The 17095-nt window shown below is 39.8% G+C and carries 14 protein-coding genes and 1 tRNA gene; 10 read left to right on the top strand and 5 right to left on the bottom strand.

Annotated elements, in window-relative coordinates:
- The first annotated feature begins 37 nt into the window (after nucleotides 1-37).
- Nucleotides 38-111: transfer RNA gene (locus tag H0R92_RS04315), tRNA-Ile, on the top strand.
- Between the two features lie 49 nt (nucleotides 112-160).
- Here H0R92_RS04315 and H0R92_RS04310 read toward each other — a convergent pair.
- Entirely contained in the window at nucleotides 161-583 is a 423-nt protein-coding gene (locus H0R92_RS04310; RefSeq protein WP_432961531.1) for an Rrf2 family transcriptional regulator, read from the bottom strand.
- Nucleotides 584-738: 155 nt separating this feature from the next.
- Nucleotides 739-1377, bottom strand: coding sequence for an NAD(P)-dependent oxidoreductase (locus tag H0R92_RS04305; protein WP_432961530.1), 639 nt, complete (start codon nucleotides 1375-1377; stop codon nucleotides 739-741).
- Nucleotides 1378-1515: 138 nt separating this feature from the next.
- Here H0R92_RS04305 and H0R92_RS04300 point away from each other — a divergent pair, with 138 nt between their 5' ends.
- Entirely contained in the window at nucleotides 1516-3288 is a 1773-nt protein-coding gene (locus H0R92_RS04300) for a flavocytochrome c (RefSeq protein ID WP_432961529.1), read from the top strand.
- Nucleotides 3289-3372: 84 nt separating this feature from the next.
- Here the strand turns inward: H0R92_RS04300 and H0R92_RS04295 are convergent, their stop codons facing one another.
- From H0R92_RS04295 to aroA, 3 genes are all read right to left on the bottom strand, one after another.
- Nucleotides 3373-5262 carry a TRAP transporter permease gene (locus H0R92_RS04295; protein WP_432961528.1) on the bottom strand — a complete coding sequence of 630 codons (1890 nt, stop codon included), beginning with the start codon at nucleotides 5260-5262 and terminating at the stop codon, nucleotides 3373-3375.
- A gap of 65 nt (nucleotides 5263-5327) precedes the next feature.
- Nucleotides 5328-6344 (bottom strand): TAXI family TRAP transporter solute-binding subunit, encoded by a 1017-nt coding sequence (locus tag H0R92_RS04290; protein ID WP_432961527.1) that lies wholly within the window; start codon nucleotides 6342-6344, stop codon nucleotides 5328-5330.
- Between the two features lie 22 nt (nucleotides 6345-6366).
- Entirely contained in the window at nucleotides 6367-7656 is a 1290-nt protein-coding gene (gene aroA / locus H0R92_RS04285; RefSeq protein WP_432961526.1) for a 3-phosphoshikimate 1-carboxyvinyltransferase, read from the bottom strand.
- A 136-nt stretch (nucleotides 7657-7792) separates the two neighbouring features.
- Here aroA and H0R92_RS04280 point away from each other — a divergent pair, with 136 nt between their 5' ends.
- From H0R92_RS04280 to H0R92_RS04245, 8 genes are all read left to right on the top strand, one after another.
- Entirely contained in the window at nucleotides 7793-8863 is a 1071-nt protein-coding gene (locus H0R92_RS04280; protein WP_432961525.1) for a LacI family DNA-binding transcriptional regulator, read from the top strand.
- 154 nt (nucleotides 8864-9017) lie between these two features.
- The gene (locus H0R92_RS04275; RefSeq protein WP_432961524.1) at nucleotides 9018-10064 is read left to right on the top strand and encodes an ABC transporter substrate-binding protein; all 1047 of its coding nucleotides are present in this window, start codon (nucleotides 9018-9020) and stop codon (nucleotides 10062-10064) included.
- Between the two features lie 59 nt (nucleotides 10065-10123).
- Nucleotides 10124-11632, top strand: a complete 1509-nt coding sequence (locus tag H0R92_RS04270; protein ID WP_432961523.1) for a sugar ABC transporter ATP-binding protein — start codon at nucleotides 10124-10126, stop codon at nucleotides 11630-11632.
- The gene (locus tag H0R92_RS04265) at nucleotides 11629-12609 is read left to right on the top strand and encodes an ABC transporter permease (protein WP_432961522.1); all 981 of its coding nucleotides are present in this window, start codon (nucleotides 11629-11631) and stop codon (nucleotides 12607-12609) included. The genes H0R92_RS04270 and H0R92_RS04265 overlap by 4 nt, the downstream gene beginning before the upstream one ends.
- Entirely contained in the window at nucleotides 12602-13573 is a 972-nt protein-coding gene (locus H0R92_RS04260; RefSeq protein WP_432961521.1) for an ABC transporter permease, read from the top strand. The genes H0R92_RS04265 and H0R92_RS04260 overlap by 8 nt, the downstream gene beginning before the upstream one ends.
- A complete protein-coding gene (locus H0R92_RS04255) occupies nucleotides 13557-14636 on the top strand; it encodes a Gfo/Idh/MocA family protein (protein WP_432961520.1) in 1080 nt (359 codons plus the stop codon). The genes H0R92_RS04260 and H0R92_RS04255 overlap by 17 nt, the downstream gene beginning before the upstream one ends.
- 13 nt (nucleotides 14637-14649) lie before the next feature.
- Nucleotides 14650-14967 carry a VOC family protein gene (locus H0R92_RS04250; RefSeq protein WP_432961519.1) on the top strand — a complete coding sequence of 106 codons (318 nt, stop codon included), beginning with the start codon at nucleotides 14650-14652 and terminating at the stop codon, nucleotides 14965-14967.
- 115 nt (nucleotides 14968-15082) lie between these two features.
- Complete coding sequence (locus H0R92_RS04245) at nucleotides 15083-16978, top strand: flavocytochrome c (protein ID WP_432961518.1); 1896 nt, start codon at nucleotides 15083-15085, stop codon at nucleotides 16976-16978.
- Nucleotides 16979-17095 lie beyond the last annotated feature (117 nt).

Below are 17095 nucleotides of genomic sequence, written 5' to 3'. Positions count from 1 at the left end.
CTATCATATTTCTTACCTATGGCGGTAAACGCCGTCCGGGCCCATAGCTCAGTTGGTCAGAGCTGCGGACTCATAATCCGTAGGTCCCTGGTTCAAGTCCAGGTGGGCCCAAAAATTCATACCTGCCTTTATAATCCTGTTTATTGCAGCAAGCACATGTTTAATCGTTCAGTTTATCCAAAATATCCTGTAAACTGTATGCGGCAAGTTTTTTTTCCATTGAATTTTGCGCTTCAACAAAAAAAACGGATAAAAGGCTGTCTATTTTACTTCCGACCGGACAGCTTTGTTCGGCATTTTGATGAATTTTAAAAAGCTCGCCGCCCTTAACGGGTTCAACCGCCTTATATATGTCCAAAAAACTGATTTTTGAGGCCTTCCGCGTTAAATCGATCCCGCCGGTTCCGGCAGCGGTTGAAATAATTCCCGCTTTTTTTAACTGCACCATAAGTTTTCTTATTATAACGGGATTTGTATGTACGCTCGAAGCAATAAAATCGCTTGTTATTTTATGCGTGTTTTTAAAAAATTCCACGCATAGCAGCATATGAATGGAAATTGAAAAACTTGTGCCGATTTGCATGTGTAAGCCCTTAAAAAATCTTTTATACCGGAATTATCTAAAACGTTTTTTAGGGCAATCCCGTTACGGGGAGTACCAAAAAAGCAAACAGTTTCCGGAACACTCCCCATTATACAAAAAAAAAGATAAATATAAAAGAACTTACACAAAGCCTTCTAGCCGCTTACCACGGAAAAGTGCTTTTGAACGAAATTCCCTTTTTCCGCTTCATCAATCAATGCGGCGGCAAAATCTTTATAAGATATAAAACTTGCACCGGCGGAATTAACCGGCAGTTCAATTCCGCCTATTTTGTATTTTCCCGTTTTCGGTGCATCAAACCTGAAATCCGCCGGCGGACAAAGATATGTCCATAAAACATCCGTACGCTGCTTTAATTCCGAAAAAGCCCGTACTTCAGTTTGCGCTAAAAGCTTAAACTCCTCCGGAAGATCCGGCGAATCGGCAAGCATGAGGGTATGGGATGAATCGGTATATAAACAGCCTGCGCCGCCGACAATTAAAAGGCGTATTCCCGTTCCTTTTAAACAATCGCATAAATGACGCAAAGAGCTTATATGCTGCGGTATTGTTTCCGCCGTCCACGCACCGAAAGCGGAAATAACAAGGTCAAAGCTTTTTAAATCATCGGCAGTTAAATCAAACAAATCTTTTTGTAATAATTTTGCTTTGGGATTTTTCAAATAATCGTGCCGGACTATTCCCGTAACTTCATGTCCGCGTTCGACGGCTTCATCCGTAAGACAGCTTCCCTGTTTTCCGTTTGCTCCTATAATCGCAATTCTTTTTTTCATAAACACCTCCTGATGTAATATCTTTGATTACAACAATAGCACGCGCAAGATGTAATGTCAATAGTTACATCATAAATTAGTTTCCGCTATTGACTTCCCTGTTTCTTTATCCTATTTTATACCGTATAGGAGCTTGAAATGAAAAACACACTTTCAACATTCTTTATTATCCTCATCGCCGTATGTTTTATCGGCTGCGGTGCAGGTGCGGACAAAATGTCGTACAATGCCGGTACTTATACGGCGGCGGCACAGGGAATGAACGGAGATGTAGAAGTTACCGTTACATTCAGTAATTCGACGATTAAAAAAATCGACATCGGAAAACACGGGGAAACTCCCGGCATATCAGACGCTCCGATTAAACAAATCCCCGAACAAATTATTAAAACCCAAAGCTTGGCGGTTGATGCGGTTACGGGTGCGACCCGTACATCAAATGCGATTTTAAAAGCGGTTGAGCTGGCGGCAGAACAAGCCGGCGGCAATGTAAACGCACTCAAAAACAAAAAACCCGCTGCCAAAAGCGGTAAAGCGGTAAAAAAGACAACCGATATTGTCGTTGTCGGAGGAGGCGGTGCTGGTTTATCGGCCGCCATTGAAGCCGCCGGTGCAGGCTCGAAGGTTATCCTCGTTGAAAAAATGGCTATCCTCGGCGGGAATACCCTTTTATCCTATGCCGAATTAGCCTGCCCGAACAACTGGCTCCAAACAGAAAAAGGCATACAAGACAGCCCCGAACAGTTTGCAAAAGAAATGTATGAAGGCGGCGGAAAACTTGCAAAAAAGGAATTGGTCGATATTATTGCATACAATGCAACGGATGCCGCATTGTGGCTGCGGGATACCATCGGTGTAAAATATCAGGATTATCTGGTTCATGAAGGGGGACACAGCGTTCCGCGCGCCGTTGAACCTATCGAACTCGGCCCGGGAATGATTAGGCCGCTTAAAGAATACGCCGAAAAACTCGGTGTGGAGATTCTTTTAAATACAAAAGCCGAAGAGCTGATAAAAGACAAAACAGGAAAAATTACCGGCGTAAAAGCCATGCAAAAAGACGGAACCCCTGTTATATTGGAAACAAAAAAAGCCGTTATTCTGGCTGCCGGCGGCTTCGGAGCAAACGTAGAAATGCGGCAAAAATACAATACCCGTTGGGAAACGCTCGATGCATCGGTTAAAACAACCAACTCACCGGCCATTGTCGGAGAAGGAATTATCATGGCCGAAAAAGCCGGTGCAAATTTAATCGGGATGGAGCACATACAGCTTTATCCGTTTAATAACCCCATTACCGGCGTTTTTTACGGAATTGAAGCGCCGAGCTGGTCGGGCGAAGGTTTAATTTACGTCAATAAAGACGGCAAGCGGTTTGTAAATGAAGTAGGAATGCGCGATGCCCGTGCCGAAGGAATTCTTGCACAAGGCGGAGTCGCTTATGCCATTTACAACCAAGAAGTAGCCGACCGCTTACATCTTGAAGAAAAATTCAAAGACGAATATGCAAAAACGTTGGCAGACGGTGTTTTCTTTAAGGCAAATACCTTGGAAGAAGTTGCAAAGCGCTTCGACATTAATGCGGAAAATCTTGTAAAAACAATGGACGCCTATAACAAAGGTATTTCAACAAATACGGATGAATTCGGCAGAACGACAAGCATGGTTACGATGAAAACCGGTCCGTGGTTTATTCTTAAGGGAGTCGTATCCGTTCATCACACTATGGGCGGTATTGAAATAAATGAAAAAGCTCAAGTATTGGATGTAAACGGAAACATAATTCCCGGATTATATGCAGCCGGAGAAATAACCGGAGGCATTCACGGCAATAACCGTGTCGGCACTTGTGCAATTTCCGACATAGTTGTATTCGGAAGAATTGCCGGCTCCAATGCTTCAAAAGAATAATACATAAAATCATACAGCCGCAAACCGCAAGACTTGCGGCTGTATGGTTTGAACAAAAATGAACACTTAGCCTTTTACAGTAAGTTATGCAGTTCTGCGCTTTTGTTTTTGAAAATAAAATTGAAAAAGCAATACCAGTAAATTAATTCCGAATAGAATTAAGCCGATTATGTCGAAAAACCCTTTAGGAAATATTAAAAAGACAGCGGCACCAAACATCAAAAAACGTTGTAATATCGGAACCTTTACAAAACACCATCCCTCTAAAGCGGCTGCAGTAATCAATACCGCACAAAGTGCAATAATTAATGCATAAATCGTTTCTTTTATAGAAGAATCTATTATGAGTAACCCCGGATAGTATATAAATAAAAAGGGGATAATAAAACCTGCAATGCCTAACAAAAAAGCCTTTATTCCTGTTTTCATAGAATCGGAATCCGCAATTCCGGAAGCCGCATATGCAGACATGGCAACAGGAGGAGTGATGAAAGAAATAATTGCAAAGTAGAACACAAATAAATTTGATGCGATTACCGAAATTCCGGCTTCTAAAAGAGCGGGAGCGGCAACAGTTGACGCAATAACATAGGCTGCAGTTGAAGGTAAGCCCATACCCAATATTATGCAAGCAAGCATTGTCATTAACAACATAAAAAAGATATTACCTTGCGCAAGGTTAAAAACAATTTGTGCAAATCGGACCCCAAGTCCCGTCATGCTTATAATACCGATTACAATCCCTGCGGAAGCACAAGCAATGGTAACCGGCACCGCGGATTTTGCAGTATGTAAAAATACCTGTTTTAACTCTTCGAAAGGAAACCTTCGCTCCGTTTTTACCGTTTTTACAATACCTATCAGCAAGACGGTTCCTATAGCAAACAATGCAGAATAACTGGCTGAAAATTTTACTCCTAACAAACAAATTAAAAGGACTATGAGAGGAAATAGGTGATAGTATCCTTCCTTAAAAATTGTTTTCATATTTTTTAATTTTGAATCTTCTTCCGGTTTTATCCCGAGTCGAGCAGCTTCAAAAAAAACGGCTGTCGCCAAACTTATATAATACAATAATCCCGGAAGCAAAGCAGCAAGAATAATAACAGAATATTCTATTCCCGTTAAATCCGCCATTACAAAAGCCGCAGCCCCCATTACGGGAGGAAGGATTTGCCCACCGGTAGATGCAACCGCTTCTACAGCACCGGCATATTCTTTTGAATAACCGATTTTTTTCATAAGAGGGATGGTAAAAGTTCCCGTTGTCACAACATTCGCGACCGCGCTGCCGTTTATCGAACCCATTAAAGCACTTGACAAAACCGCAGCCTCTGCCGGTCCGCCCCTCATCTTACCGGTTAATGCATATGCAATATCTATAAAAAATTTTCCGGCGCCGAATTTATCCAATAATTCACCGAAAATAATATATAATACCACAAAGGCAACTGCAGCCCCTATCGGAGTACCGAAGACACCTTCATTTGTCCAACAAATATAATTTGCAACATATGTAATATTATAACCTCGATGTGCTATAAGATTCGGCAGATATGCACCCAAAAAGGCATACATAATAAAAACCGAAGCAATGAGCGGCAAGGCAATACCTATAGCCTGCCGTGAAATTTCCAAGATTAACACAACCAGCAAAACTCCGGCAATAACATCTAAGGGGGTAATTCCCCATATGCCCTTTTCTCTAATAATATCCGGAGTTGTTTGCCACAGGAAATATAAACCCAAAACTATAATTAAAAAACTTATTATAATATCAAGTGTTTTTCCGTTTTTCATTAAACGGTATAAATACCAAATCAGCATAAAAGAAAATAAATGAATTACACGTGACTGTGTAACACTTATTACCGTCGTCATTGTAACATATAAATGAAAAAGAGTTATAAACAACGAAAGGAAAAAAATAATTCGATTAATAAACGTGACATTTTTTACTGATTTTTTTTCCATAGTAAAACATCCATACCTTTAGTATTTTAATACTCCGCCCCTGTTTTACAAGGGCGGAAAAAATTTTACTTTTTATATTCCGGCGGATACAATGAACTGGGAATGCTCACTCCTTTCTCAAGAAAATATTTTATTGCCCCAACGTGCAGGGGGATAGGTATTTCCGTGAGCGCTGCGTCAAAAACAACCTGCCGAGAAACAGCTGCAGAAGCCTTACTCCATTCATCTCTATTTTCCCAAATCGCTTTTACGATATTATATACATCTTCTTCGCTCAAGCCGCTTTTTAATGATGTAAACATGTTTACCCTGCTTATAGGAACAGTGACAACATTATTGACATTTGCATATGTTCCGGACGGAATTTTATATTGTGTCCAAAAAGGAAATTCCTTATAAAATGCAGGTTCTTCAAAAGAAAGCATCTTGACCTTTGCAGAACCGGTTAAATCCATTAAAGCAGCAGATTTTAACGGATGGGTACAGATAAACGCATCTATTTTTCTATCTTTTAATGCGGTTACGGCTTCACTTTCAGGAATAAACTGCGGTTTAATATCGTCATATGTTAATCCGAAATAATTGAGAATCATGCGTGCACACATTTCTCCGCCGGATCCGGCAACACTTACACCAATGGATTTACCTTTCATATCAGGTATAGCATATACAGAACTGTCTGCCAATGTAAAAACCTGAACATAACTATAAATTGTACTAAATAAAGCACGAAGATCTTTTGCAGGACGCTTAGCAAAATCCCCCTTTGCATTGTATGCAAGCCACGCAATTTCACTTTGCGAGATACCCATTGCAAGATTTCCCGATGTTAGATTTCTGATATTCTCAACAGAAGCCGCAGTAGCTTCACCGGTAAAGGCCAATCCCTCAACATGGTTTGTAATTGTTTCCGCCATCGCAACGCCCATAGGATACAAAGAACCGGCTGTTCCGGCTGTTCCTATAGAATATCGCCGTATTTTTATCTTTCCATCTTGAGTACCGTCTTCCGCCTTTCCGCTTGAAAAAGCAAATCCGCCTGCTAACAGCACAACGGATATAATCATTACAATTTTTTTCATACTTCCTCCTAAAAATAAAATATTAGTCCGTATATTTTATATTTGCATTAATTGATGTCATGAGTTCATAAAAATTGGGAAAAGAAACAGCAGCATATTCAGCATTATCTATCACTGTTTCACCGTCCGCAATCAAACCGGCAACAGTCGACGCCATTACAATCCGATGATCATGGTGTCCCGAAAGAACAGCTCCGGTAAGTTCAGAATGATAAATAGTCAAAGTATTTTCATCCTCTTCAAAGCGTGCTCCCATTTTTTTTAATTCTTCTTGAATAGACTTTGCCCTATCAGTTTCTTTAAGACGGCACGCTCCTATGTTTTTTAAAACTGTTTTTCCTTGTGCATAGCAACCCAAAACAGCCAATATCGGAACCGCATCCGGTGTTCCGCTACAGTCAATTTCAATCCCGTGTAAAACCGCACCGCCTTCAACTAAGATACCGTCTTTTCCGTTGTTTTTTACTTCAACATTTGCGCCCATATCTTTCAAAATCTTTACAAAAGCTTTTTCGCCGGCGAAATCGCCAACATCCAATCCTTTGAATAAAACTTTTGAACCGCTTGTAATAGCTGTTGCTATCATCGGATAGCCGGAAGAACCCCAGTCTCCCGGCAGCGTATAGACAAAAGGCTTAAATTTTTGATTCCCTTTTACAAAAAATTCTTCATAGTTTCGGTTCTCAATCTCAATTCCTGCAACTTTTAGCATACCGATTGTCATATCTACATACGGTCGTTCCAATAAATCTGTTTCATGAATAAGCGTGTCTTTTTTTGCCAATGCACATGCACATAAAAAAGGTGTCATCCATTGAGAGTTTACTCCAGGAAAATGTATTTCTCCCCCAACTATAGGACCTTTAACGACAATCGGCGCACTGCCGTTATTTCGCGTAGAAAAAGCTTCTCCTCCAAGGTTATTGATAGCATCCAACATAGGCTGAGCCGGCCGATAACAAATTTGATAATCACCTGTTAAAACAGTACATCCGGAAATAAGACTGCACAGAGCTAATAAAAAATAAAAACCCGTTCCGGAATTTTCTGCATCAAGAACGCAATCCGGAACCGTTAAAACACCCCCGGTTCCTTTAATTATCCATTTAGAATTATCACTCGTATCTATGTTCGCCCCCAAAGCACGCATCATCTTTACAATAGAATAGCTATCAAGATTTGTAAGCGGATTTATCAGTGTTGAGGTCCCTTCCGCCAAAGAACCGAATATAATACCTCTCGCTGTTCCTGATTTATTCCCCGGAATTACTACAGATCCGTTTAACGAAGAGGGTTTTACAACAAATTTCACCTTTTTGCTCCTTTAAAACTGATAAACGTTTTCAGTTTTAAATAAATTATACCTCATAAATGGAGTTTGTCAACATTTTTTTATGCGTAAAGAATAAAGTATTTTACAAAAAAAATATTTGAGATATACTTTAGTAATGAACACTGAAAAGCAAAATAAAAATATCTATTCCATCCGAGATATTGCACAATTAAGCGGTGTATCCATTGCGACCTTATCACGATATTTTAACGGACAGTCGGTAAGAAAAGCTAATCAGGAAAAAATCAGTGCTGTTTTGGAAAAAACAAATTATCGGCCCAACATTGCTGCAAGATTTATGAAAGGCCGTTCAACAGGACTGATAGGCCTTATTCTTCCTGAAATAACACATCCGTTCTTCGCGACAATTACAGAAGGAGTTATTGAAGAAGCGCGAAAAAACAAACAATTGGTTTTATGCGGATCGAGCGCGGGTTCTCTTGAAGTCGAAAAACAAGTTATAGATCAATTTTCTCAATCAATTCTTGACGGTCTTATTTATATTCCCATAGCAACCGCAGAAAATATTCCCGCCATTGAAAACTTTAGAAATTTGCCGCTTGTCGTAGCCGGACGAAAAGGAATTTTACCCGGCGTTACCCACGTCTTCCACGACGGAGAAAAAGGCGGGTATTTATCAACGAAATATTTACTCCAACTTGGAAGAAAAAGAATTGGTTTTATTGCCAGTTTTTGGGATCCGCCATGTACCAATACCGAGTTGTTTAATTTTATGAAAAAACCGGCAAGCCGTACTTTTTCGTCCATCGACCGATTTCGCGGTTACATAAAAGCACTAAAAGAAGCAAATATCCCATACTCTCCGGACTTGGTGGCCGTAACCGGATACACCCATGAAAGCGGAATAAACGCTGCAACCGCTTTTATAAATCGGCTAACAGATTGTAATGGAGTTATCGCTATGACTCAGGCTGTTGCGAACGGATGCGCCGCCCATTTTAAAAGCCAAGGATATTCAGTCCCTGAAGACATATCGATTATTTTATTTGATTCTCACGAAAAAAGAACGGACTATAGTTATACTAATATAGAGTTACATCTTTTTAAAATGGGACAGGAATCCGTTAAAGCGTTAAATGCTCAAATTGCAGGAGAAAAACCGCAAGACCTGTGTTTGGACGTGGCTTTATGTATTCACGGGTCCACAACGTTGTTACATAAATAATGTTTTAGTTATCACATAAAAAATTTGTTGACACATATCGGTTTTCGCTCTATAACTATATTTAAATATTAACCCGCTTTAATTAACCCGTTCTAAGGTTGGCTGCAGCATAAAGCGAGTAAGGTTATTTCAAATTTTAAGAAGGAGTTCTGTTATGAAAAATAAGGTTTATCTTTTTTTCTTCATTGTGTTAGCACTGATGGGACAAAACATCTTTGCTGCAGGAAGTAAAGCTATCGATGCAAAAAAATATAATGTTGCGCTGTCTGTTGTTTGGGAAGGGAATACCTATGCCGTTCAAAGCAGAGAAGAGTTCTATGCGGAAGCCGACCGACAAAGAGCTGCCGGCAAAATCGGAAATGTATATTACTTAAATGCAGACGGTTCTGCAGAAAAGCAAGTTTCTGACCTTGAAGATTTATATACTCGCAAAGTCGATATTTTGATTATCCAGCCTGTAAACCCTCCCGCTGTTTCAGATATAATTAAGAAATTTTATCAAAGAGGAACTATTGTAATCCCCTGTGTTTCCCCTTTAGCAACGGATTCATATACACTCAGTATGGTTAGCGATGATATGGCCTTTGGACGAACCGGCGCAGAATTTCTTGTAAAAAAACTCGAGGGGAAAGGAAATATTATTGCATTAGACGGTATTGATGGTTTAAGCGTTGCCATAAACCGATGGAAAGGGGCTATGGAAGTATTTAATAAATATCCAAACATAAAAATCTTGGGTAAAGTTTATGCGGACTGGGATTATGCTAAAGGAAAAGCTGCAACAGAAAATCTGCTTGCTGCCTTTCCTAAAATTGACGGAGTATGGTCCAGCGGAGGAGATATGACCCGCGGTGCAATTGAAGCTTTCCTCGAAGCTGGTCGACCGCTTGTTCCCATGATGGGTGAAGATGCAAATGGCTTTTTGAAAGCATGGAAACGAGTTGCCGGTAAAGATAAATTTGCAGCTGTCGGATGCTCAATGCCCACCTATTTTTTCGCGGATGCTTTAAAAATTGGAGTAGATATCTTAGAAGGAAAGAGTGCTGTTGGTAAAGATTTAAAAAAAGATAATATACTGCAAGTCTATCAAATCACAGATGCTAACCTCGACAAATATGTCAGAGAAGATCTCGCCGATTCCTTTTGGGCAAATACTAAAATGGATGAAGCAACATTACAAAAAGTCTATGGAAACAAATAATACTTATTAAATGAATTCCGCTATATAAGCGGAATTCATTTAATAGAGGTACTGAAATCATGTTGCTGCAGGTAAAAAATATTACCAAAAAATTCTTTGGAACAACTGTCCTAAAAAATATAAACGTGGAATTTCATCCGGGAGAAATCTGCGCCTTGATCGGTGAAAACGGAGCGGGAAAATCAACCCTGATCAAGATAATCGGCGGAACATACCAAGCAGACAAAGGAGAAATCTTAATTGATAAAAAGAGTCTAAAGAATCACTCGGCCTTAGATGCCTCAGCCCAAGGTATCAGTATTGTTTATCAAGAATATAATCTTGTAAAAGAAATGACTGTTCTGGACAATATAATGCTTGGCAAAGAAATTTGCGGTCACTGCTCTTTTATCCAAAAAAACAAACAAAAAAAATTTGTCGAGAAAATTGCAAAAGACAACAACATCCATGTAAATCTAGATGCATATGCTAAAAATTTAAGTTCTGCGGAAGCAAAAATAACAGAAATTCTCAGAGCTTGTACAAATAATATGAAATTTCTAATACTGGATGAGCCGACAGCTGCTTTAGATGACGATGACGTTAATGCTTTATTTTCATTAATGACAAAATTGAAAGCAAATGGAATCGGTATTATATATATATCCCATAGGCTTGAAGAAATATTTAGAATTTGCGACCGGGTTATCGTTCTAAAAGACGGCGAGTTTGTTAATTCGTGGAATATAAAAGATATAGATCGTGACAAATTAATTTGTTCAATGGTAGGCAGGCAACTTACGGAAATCTTTCCTCCTGCAAAAAAAACAATAGACTATACTAAAAAACCTGTATTTGAAGTAGAAAATTTATGCGATAAAGGCAGATTTCATGATGTAACATTCCATGTTTTTCCCGGAGAAATTCTGGGAATCGGCGGAATGTCCGGACACGGGCAACGAGAAATGATTCGATCTTTATTCGGAATTTCTCCCTTTACTGACGGCAAAATCAGAATGTATGGTAAAAATATTCGATATCATAATCCTGCAGAGGCCATGAAACACGGCATTGCCTTTTTAAGCGATGACCGCCGAAATGAAGGTCTTGCACAAGAACAGTCTATTTCTTTAAATATTGCATATCCTACCCTGAATCAACGCAGTGTTTTCGGTATTATAAAAAAAAGAAAGAATGATGCTGTCGTTATGGAAATTTTAAAAAAATTGAATATTAAATTTTCCACACAAATGCAAGCCGTTAAAGAACTGAGTGGAGGAAACCAACAAAGAGTTGTCCTCGCAAAGTGGCTGCTAACAAATCCTGCCGTCATACTCCTGAACGAACCGACTTTGGGCGTTGATGTGGGCGCAAAAATGGAAATATACGAACTGTTGCGCGAACTGACCTATTACGGAATTGCTATAATTATGGTGACAAGTGATATGATGGAGCTTTTAAATATGTCTGACCGCATTTGTGTCTTTTACGAAGGAACCGTTATTTTTGAAACAACGAGAAAAGATGCCTCTGAAGAAATTATTATGGCTGCCGCAGCAGGACATCCCATAAAAAAGGCGATTATATGATATTACAGAAATTTAACCTCAAAAAGCAATACGCCTTACACCATTCCTCTTCTGCAAAAATTTGGGGAATACTTATACTTTTATTAGTACCGGTAATTGCTATTACGCCAGAATTTATTTATCCTGCAAATCTAGCAAACGTAATGCTTCAAATGGCACCATTGGGAATAATTGCTGTAGGACAAACATTTGTTATAATCAGCGGTAATATTGATATGTCAGTCGGGAATCAAATAAGCCTGATTTCGCTTATTGCAAGCTCTTTGATGTCTGATAATCCATGGAATATACTATGTGTAACCTTATTCTGTTTAATAGTAGGAATGTGTTGCGGTTTTTTAAATGGGTTTTTATTGAAATTATTTTCCATCCCTCCTCTTGTCGCAACATTATGTACAGGATATTTCTTTCAAGGCATTGCCTTTGCATTGCACACTACAAGTGGAGGATATATTCCTCAAAAATTTAAAGCCCTTTTGACAACATCATGGGGTATCATTTCAACACCTTTTTTGCTGTTTGTCTTAGTTTTTATTGTAGCGTGGTATCTGTTAAGTCAAACTCCATATGGAAAGCATTTATATGCATTAGGCGGGAATCCCGAAGTTCTTCACAACAGCGGTATTTCACCAAATAAAATCAAAATAAAAACCTACATGTTGAGCGGTTTCCTTTGCGCTGTTGTTGGTATTTACCTTGCGGCAAGACTGCGAAGCGGCTCATCACACTATGGTGATAGTTATACTCTCTTATCTATTACAGCAACCGTTGTTGGCGGAACCAGTATGGCGGGCGGAACAGGGTATCTGTCAGGAACATTTGCGGGAACAATCCTTGTTTCTATGCTGACAAATGTATTAAACAATATTGCTTTTAAGTATAATTTACAAAGTTCTTACTATAAAGACATTATAACCGGAATAATTTTAATTTCCGCTATGTTTTTTTATAGAAAAAAGGAACAGCCTCATGAATAATGAAATAAATCAAAGAAAGTTAATCGACATGGTAATTTTCAGCGCCCACACAAAAACAACCATCGGTATTTATATCGGTTTTTTTATTTTATTAGGGATATCCTACATTATCAGTCCCGCATCGGCAACTGTACGCGACTTTATGAATTTATTAAAACAATCTTCCGGATTAGGAATTTTATCTATCGGACAAACAATGGTAATTATGCTCGGAGGTATAGATCTTTGTTTAGGTTCAATTGTAACGCTCGTCCATGTAATTACAATAGGTCTTATGCACGGAAACCCGAATAACATTGTTCCGGTTTGCCTTTTGGGAATGTTTCTTGGGTGCGTTGCAGGATTTTTTAACGGGTTTGGAATCACAAAGGCTAAAATTGCACCCTTTGTAATGACTTTATGTACAGACTTTATTCTCAAGGGTATATATATGATCTATACAAAAGGACAACCGAAAGGTGTCTTGGCAGAATCTTTTCGAGATCTCGGGCGTATTCGTTTTTTTGGAGTTTTACCGTTAGCTGTCATATTCTGGTTTTTATTTACGATAATTTTTATTTTTATCATGAGTAAAACCTTATTCGGCAAAAGTGTAAGAATGATTGGAGCCAATCCTAAATGTTCCTATTTTTCAGGCACTAACAATGATATAATTATCATCACAGTATATATGCTGGCAGGTTTTTTGGCAGCAGTTGCTGCAATAATTTTATCTATGGATATGAGTGCCGCATCATTAAATTTAGGACTAAATTATTCTATGGATTCCATAAGTGCGGTTGTAATCGGCGGAACTATGTTTAGCGGAGGAATCGGCGGAATAGAAGGAACCGTTGCCGGAACACTGATTATTAGATTGATTACAGCACTTCTCCAAAAAGCAAATGTTGCAAACTGGGGAAAATTAATTATTCAAAGCGTATTAATTCTTACCGTTGTTGCTGCAAATGCAAAACGGAAATAAAATTAAATACCATTTAATTTTTAATGGAGGTATTGATATGAAAATGTTAGGAGTCGGAATCATTGGAACAGGCTGGGTATCAGACGAATATATTCGCGCTTTTTCCTTAAACCCACATACGGAAGTCAGGGCGATTTGTTCAAGATCAAAAGAACGTGCCAAAGACAAAGCTTTAGAGCATGATTTGAAAAATTGCAGTCATTACGATTCTTATGAAGAAATGCTTAAACAAGAAAACATAGACATTGTTTGCATCCTTACACCAAATTTTAAGCATGCAGAACAAACTATTCTTGCCGCACAAGCAAAAAAACATATTGTAATCGAAAAACCTTTGGCAACAAACTGGGAAGACATGAAAAAAATGCAACAAGCCGTAAAAAACAGCGGAGTGAAGACTATTGTTGGCTTCGTTTTGCGCTGGAACGAGCTTTTCGAAACCGCAAAAGAATTAATTAAACAAAATATTATCGGCGAACCTTTTTATTCAGAGGTCGATTATATGCACCGTATAGACGAAACGTATCATTGTTATGAATGGTCTAAAACAAAAAAAACGGGCGGATCCATTCTTCAAGTCGGCGGTTGCCATGCCGTTGACGGATTAAGATGGTTTAACCAAAGTGAATGTACCGAAGTTGTTGCCTTATCCGGAAATTATAGAGATGATTTTGAACAGGATACAACAATTACTTTTGTATGTAAATTTGCAAACGGTGCAATGGGAAAAGTGTGCTGTTCATACGACAACATTTCACCTTATATTTACAACTTAAAATTATTTGGAAAAAACGGTTCGTTAGTTAATGACAAGTTGTGGGCAAAAAAAAGTTTTCCCGGGCAGTCCGATTGGATACATCTTCCCGTTCAAACACCGGATTCCGGAGATGTAAAGCACCATCCCTTCCCGCAAGAAGTAAATCATTTCGTTGATTGTATTTTAAATAATACAAAGTGTATCGTCGACCTTGATGATGCAATGAAAACATTTGAGATTATTGAAGCCGCCGATCGCAGTGCGGCCCAAGGCGGAATTCCTATAAAATTACCGCTATCAAATTAAAACAGAGGAAAGAATGATATTTGATCACGTAGGATACAGAACAACGGAAAAAAAAGAAGGAGAATTCTTTTTTGCTCCTAACAGGGTTTGGATAACCGATTCAAAAAAACATCCCTTTAACATTGAGTGGCTCCGTTATGAAAATGATTCACCTGTTAAAGAGCCTGTAAAAAGTTCGCCGCATATCGGTTTTCGTGTTGAAAATTTAGAAACAGCAATGACAGGTATGGAAATTCTGCTCGGTCCCATGGAGATTGATTCCAAAAAACGCATTGTATTCTGTAAAACTGAAGACGGCGCTGTTGTTGAATTAATGGAGATACATTCATGATCTTTCTTTAGGTTTTCTCGCAAAGGGTCCAACCTCCTCTCCAACAGCGAATGCTGCATACGTTTCGTTCTATTGACTTATGTGTTTGTTTATCGTATCCTAACATAAGGAGTTTATGATGAAAAACATATTTTCAACAGTGTTTGCTGTTCTTTTAGCCGTATGCCTTATCGGTTGCGGCGGAGGTGCAAACAAGATGTCGTACAAAGCCGGTACTTATACGGCATCCGCGCAGGGTATGAACGGAGATGTAACGGTCAGCGTTACATTCAGCAGCTCGGCGATTAAAAAAGTCGAAGTAGGCAATCACAAAGAAACCGTAGGAATTTCCGATGCGCCTATAAAGCAAATCCCGGAACAAATCGTTAAAAACCAAAGTTTAGCGGTTGATGCGGTTACGGGAGCAACCCTTACATCAAATGCCATTTTAAAAGCCGTTGAGCTGGCAGTAGAACAAGCCGGCGGTGATGTAAACGCATTGAAAGGTAAAAAAGGAAGCGTTAAAGCCGGCAAGGCAATAGAAAAAACAACGGACGTTGTCGTTGTCGGAGGCGGCGGAGCAGGTTTATCGGCCGCCATTTCCGCGGCACAAAACGGAGCAAAGGTCGTCCTTATCGAAAAAACTCCCTTACTCGGCGGGAACACAATCCGTGCAGGCGGTCCCTATAATGCCGTAGATCCTGCCCGTCAGGCAAACGTTCCTCCGGCATCCGATGCCGCAATGAAGGGTATCGAACGCCTTTTAAAAGTCGAAGCAAAAAACGACTTGCATAAAAAATACCAAAACGAATTAAAAAAAGAACTTGATGCGTATAAGGCAAAAAAACCGAACCATCTTTTCGACTGCCTTGCCCTGCATATTTTGCAAACCTATGACGGCGGCGATTATGCCGGAAAAATCGAGTTTATCGAAAAACTGTGTTCCGAATCTCTTTCGGCTGCCGAATGGCTTGAAAGCAACGGTCTTGTATGGAGAGATACCATCGTAACCGTTCCGGGCGGACTGTGGCCGCGTGCTCACGTTCCCCAAAATGCCGCAGGTTCGGATTTTATTAATACGAATAAAGCTCTTGCCGAAAAACTGGGCGTTGAAATTATTATGAACTGTAAGGGCGAAAGCTTAATACAAAAAGACGGCCGCATAACCGGCATCAACGCCGTACAAAGCGACGGGACACCGGTTGTCCTTAATGCAAAAAAGGCTGTAGTCCTTGCGTCAGGCGGTTTTGCCGCAAGCAAAGAGCTGCGCAAAAAATACGACCCTTTGCTGGGCGAAAACTTAAAAACTACAAACAACCCCGCCAACGTCGGAGACGGTATTATCATGGCCGAAAAAGTAAACGCAAATTTAATCGGTATGGAATACATTCAGTGTTTGCCCCTGGGAAACCCCGAAACGGGCGGTTTAAACGGATGGATAGGCGGTATCGGTGTTGAATATTATTATCAGGTAAATAAAAGCGGCAAGCGCTTTATGGCAGAAGACGGACGCCGCGACGTTATGACCAAGGCTCTGCTCGAACAGCCGGACTCTTTCAGCTATGTTATTGCCGACAGCCATGTTGCCTTTAAAGACGGTAAAAACCTCTGGGGCGATGACGTTGAAAAACTGGTTGCCGACAAAAAGATTTTCCGTGCCGATACGATTGAAGATTTGGCAAAACAAATCAATATCGATCCTGCCGTCTTAAAACAAACAAACGACGCCTTTAACAAGGCCGTTGAAGCCGGCAAAGACCCCGAATTCGGACGCAATTTATTCGGTAAAAAAATGGACAAAGCTCCCTTCTATGCTTCTCCGCGTATGCCGACAGTTCACCATACGATGGGCGGTATCGAAATCAACTTGAACGCTCAAGTTTTGGATAAAAACGGAAAGGTTATTCCCGGTTTGTATGCCGCAGGCGAAATTACCGGCGGTATCCACGGTAAAAACCGCTTGGGCGGAAACGCTTTGGTAGATATCCACGTATTCGGAAGAGTTGCCGGAGCAAACGCCGCAAAAGAATAAGCATTAAGAAGCTTTTTTGAATTGAAGATAATAAAATCGGGCTGTTGAAAAAAGTTTCGGCTTTTTCCGACAGCCCTGTTTTATATTTGCGGCTTTTTATAAGCCGCCATTTTTATA

The sequence above is a fragment of the Treponema sp. OMZ 840 genome (genome assembly GCF_050937815.1).
Lineage (GTDB): Bacteria > Spirochaetota > Spirochaetia > Treponematales > Treponemataceae > Treponema_C.
The sequence above is the reverse complement of the archived record's forward strand: the minus strand, read 5'-3'. Positions and strand labels throughout refer to the sequence as shown.

Coding starts and splice junctions, on each gene's coding strand:
- H0R92_RS04260 (WP_432961521.1), top strand. CDS start 12,602: ATGAATAATGAAATAAATCAAAGAAAGTTAATCGACATGGTAATTTTC.
- H0R92_RS04300 (WP_432961529.1), top strand. CDS start 1,516: ATGAAAAACACACTTTCAACATTCTTTATTATCCTCATCGCCGTATGT.
- H0R92_RS04280 (WP_432961525.1), top strand. CDS start 7,793: ATGAACACTGAAAAGCAAAATAAAAATATCTATTCCATCCGAGATATT.
- H0R92_RS04295 (WP_432961528.1), bottom strand. CDS start 5,262: ATGGAAAAAAAATCAGTAAAAAATGTCACGTTTATTAATCGAATTATT.
- H0R92_RS04250 (WP_432961519.1), top strand. CDS start 14,650: ATGATATTTGATCACGTAGGATACAGAACAACGGAAAAAAAAGAAGGA.
- H0R92_RS04245 (WP_432961518.1), top strand. CDS start 15,083: ATGATGAAAAACATATTTTCAACAGTGTTTGCTGTTCTTTTAGCCGTA.
- H0R92_RS04310 (WP_432961531.1), bottom strand. CDS start 583: ATGCAAATCGGCACAAGTTTTTCAATTTCCATTCATATGCTGCTATGC.
- H0R92_RS04255 (WP_432961520.1), top strand. CDS start 13,557: ATGCAAAACGGAAATAAAATTAAATACCATTTAATTTTTAATGGAGGT.
- H0R92_RS04270 (WP_432961523.1), top strand. CDS start 10,124: ATGTTGCTGCAGGTAAAAAATATTACCAAAAAATTCTTTGGAACAACT.
- H0R92_RS04275 (WP_432961524.1), top strand. CDS start 9,018: ATGAAAAATAAGGTTTATCTTTTTTTCTTCATTGTGTTAGCACTGATG.
- H0R92_RS04290 (WP_432961527.1), bottom strand. CDS start 6,344: ATGAAAAAAATTGTAATGATTATATCCGTTGTGCTGTTAGCAGGCGGA.
- H0R92_RS04305 (WP_432961530.1), bottom strand. CDS start 1,377: ATGAAAAAAAGAATTGCGATTATAGGAGCAAACGGAAAACAGGGAAGC.
- H0R92_RS04265 (WP_432961522.1), top strand. CDS start 11,629: ATGATATTACAGAAATTTAACCTCAAAAAGCAATACGCCTTACACCAT.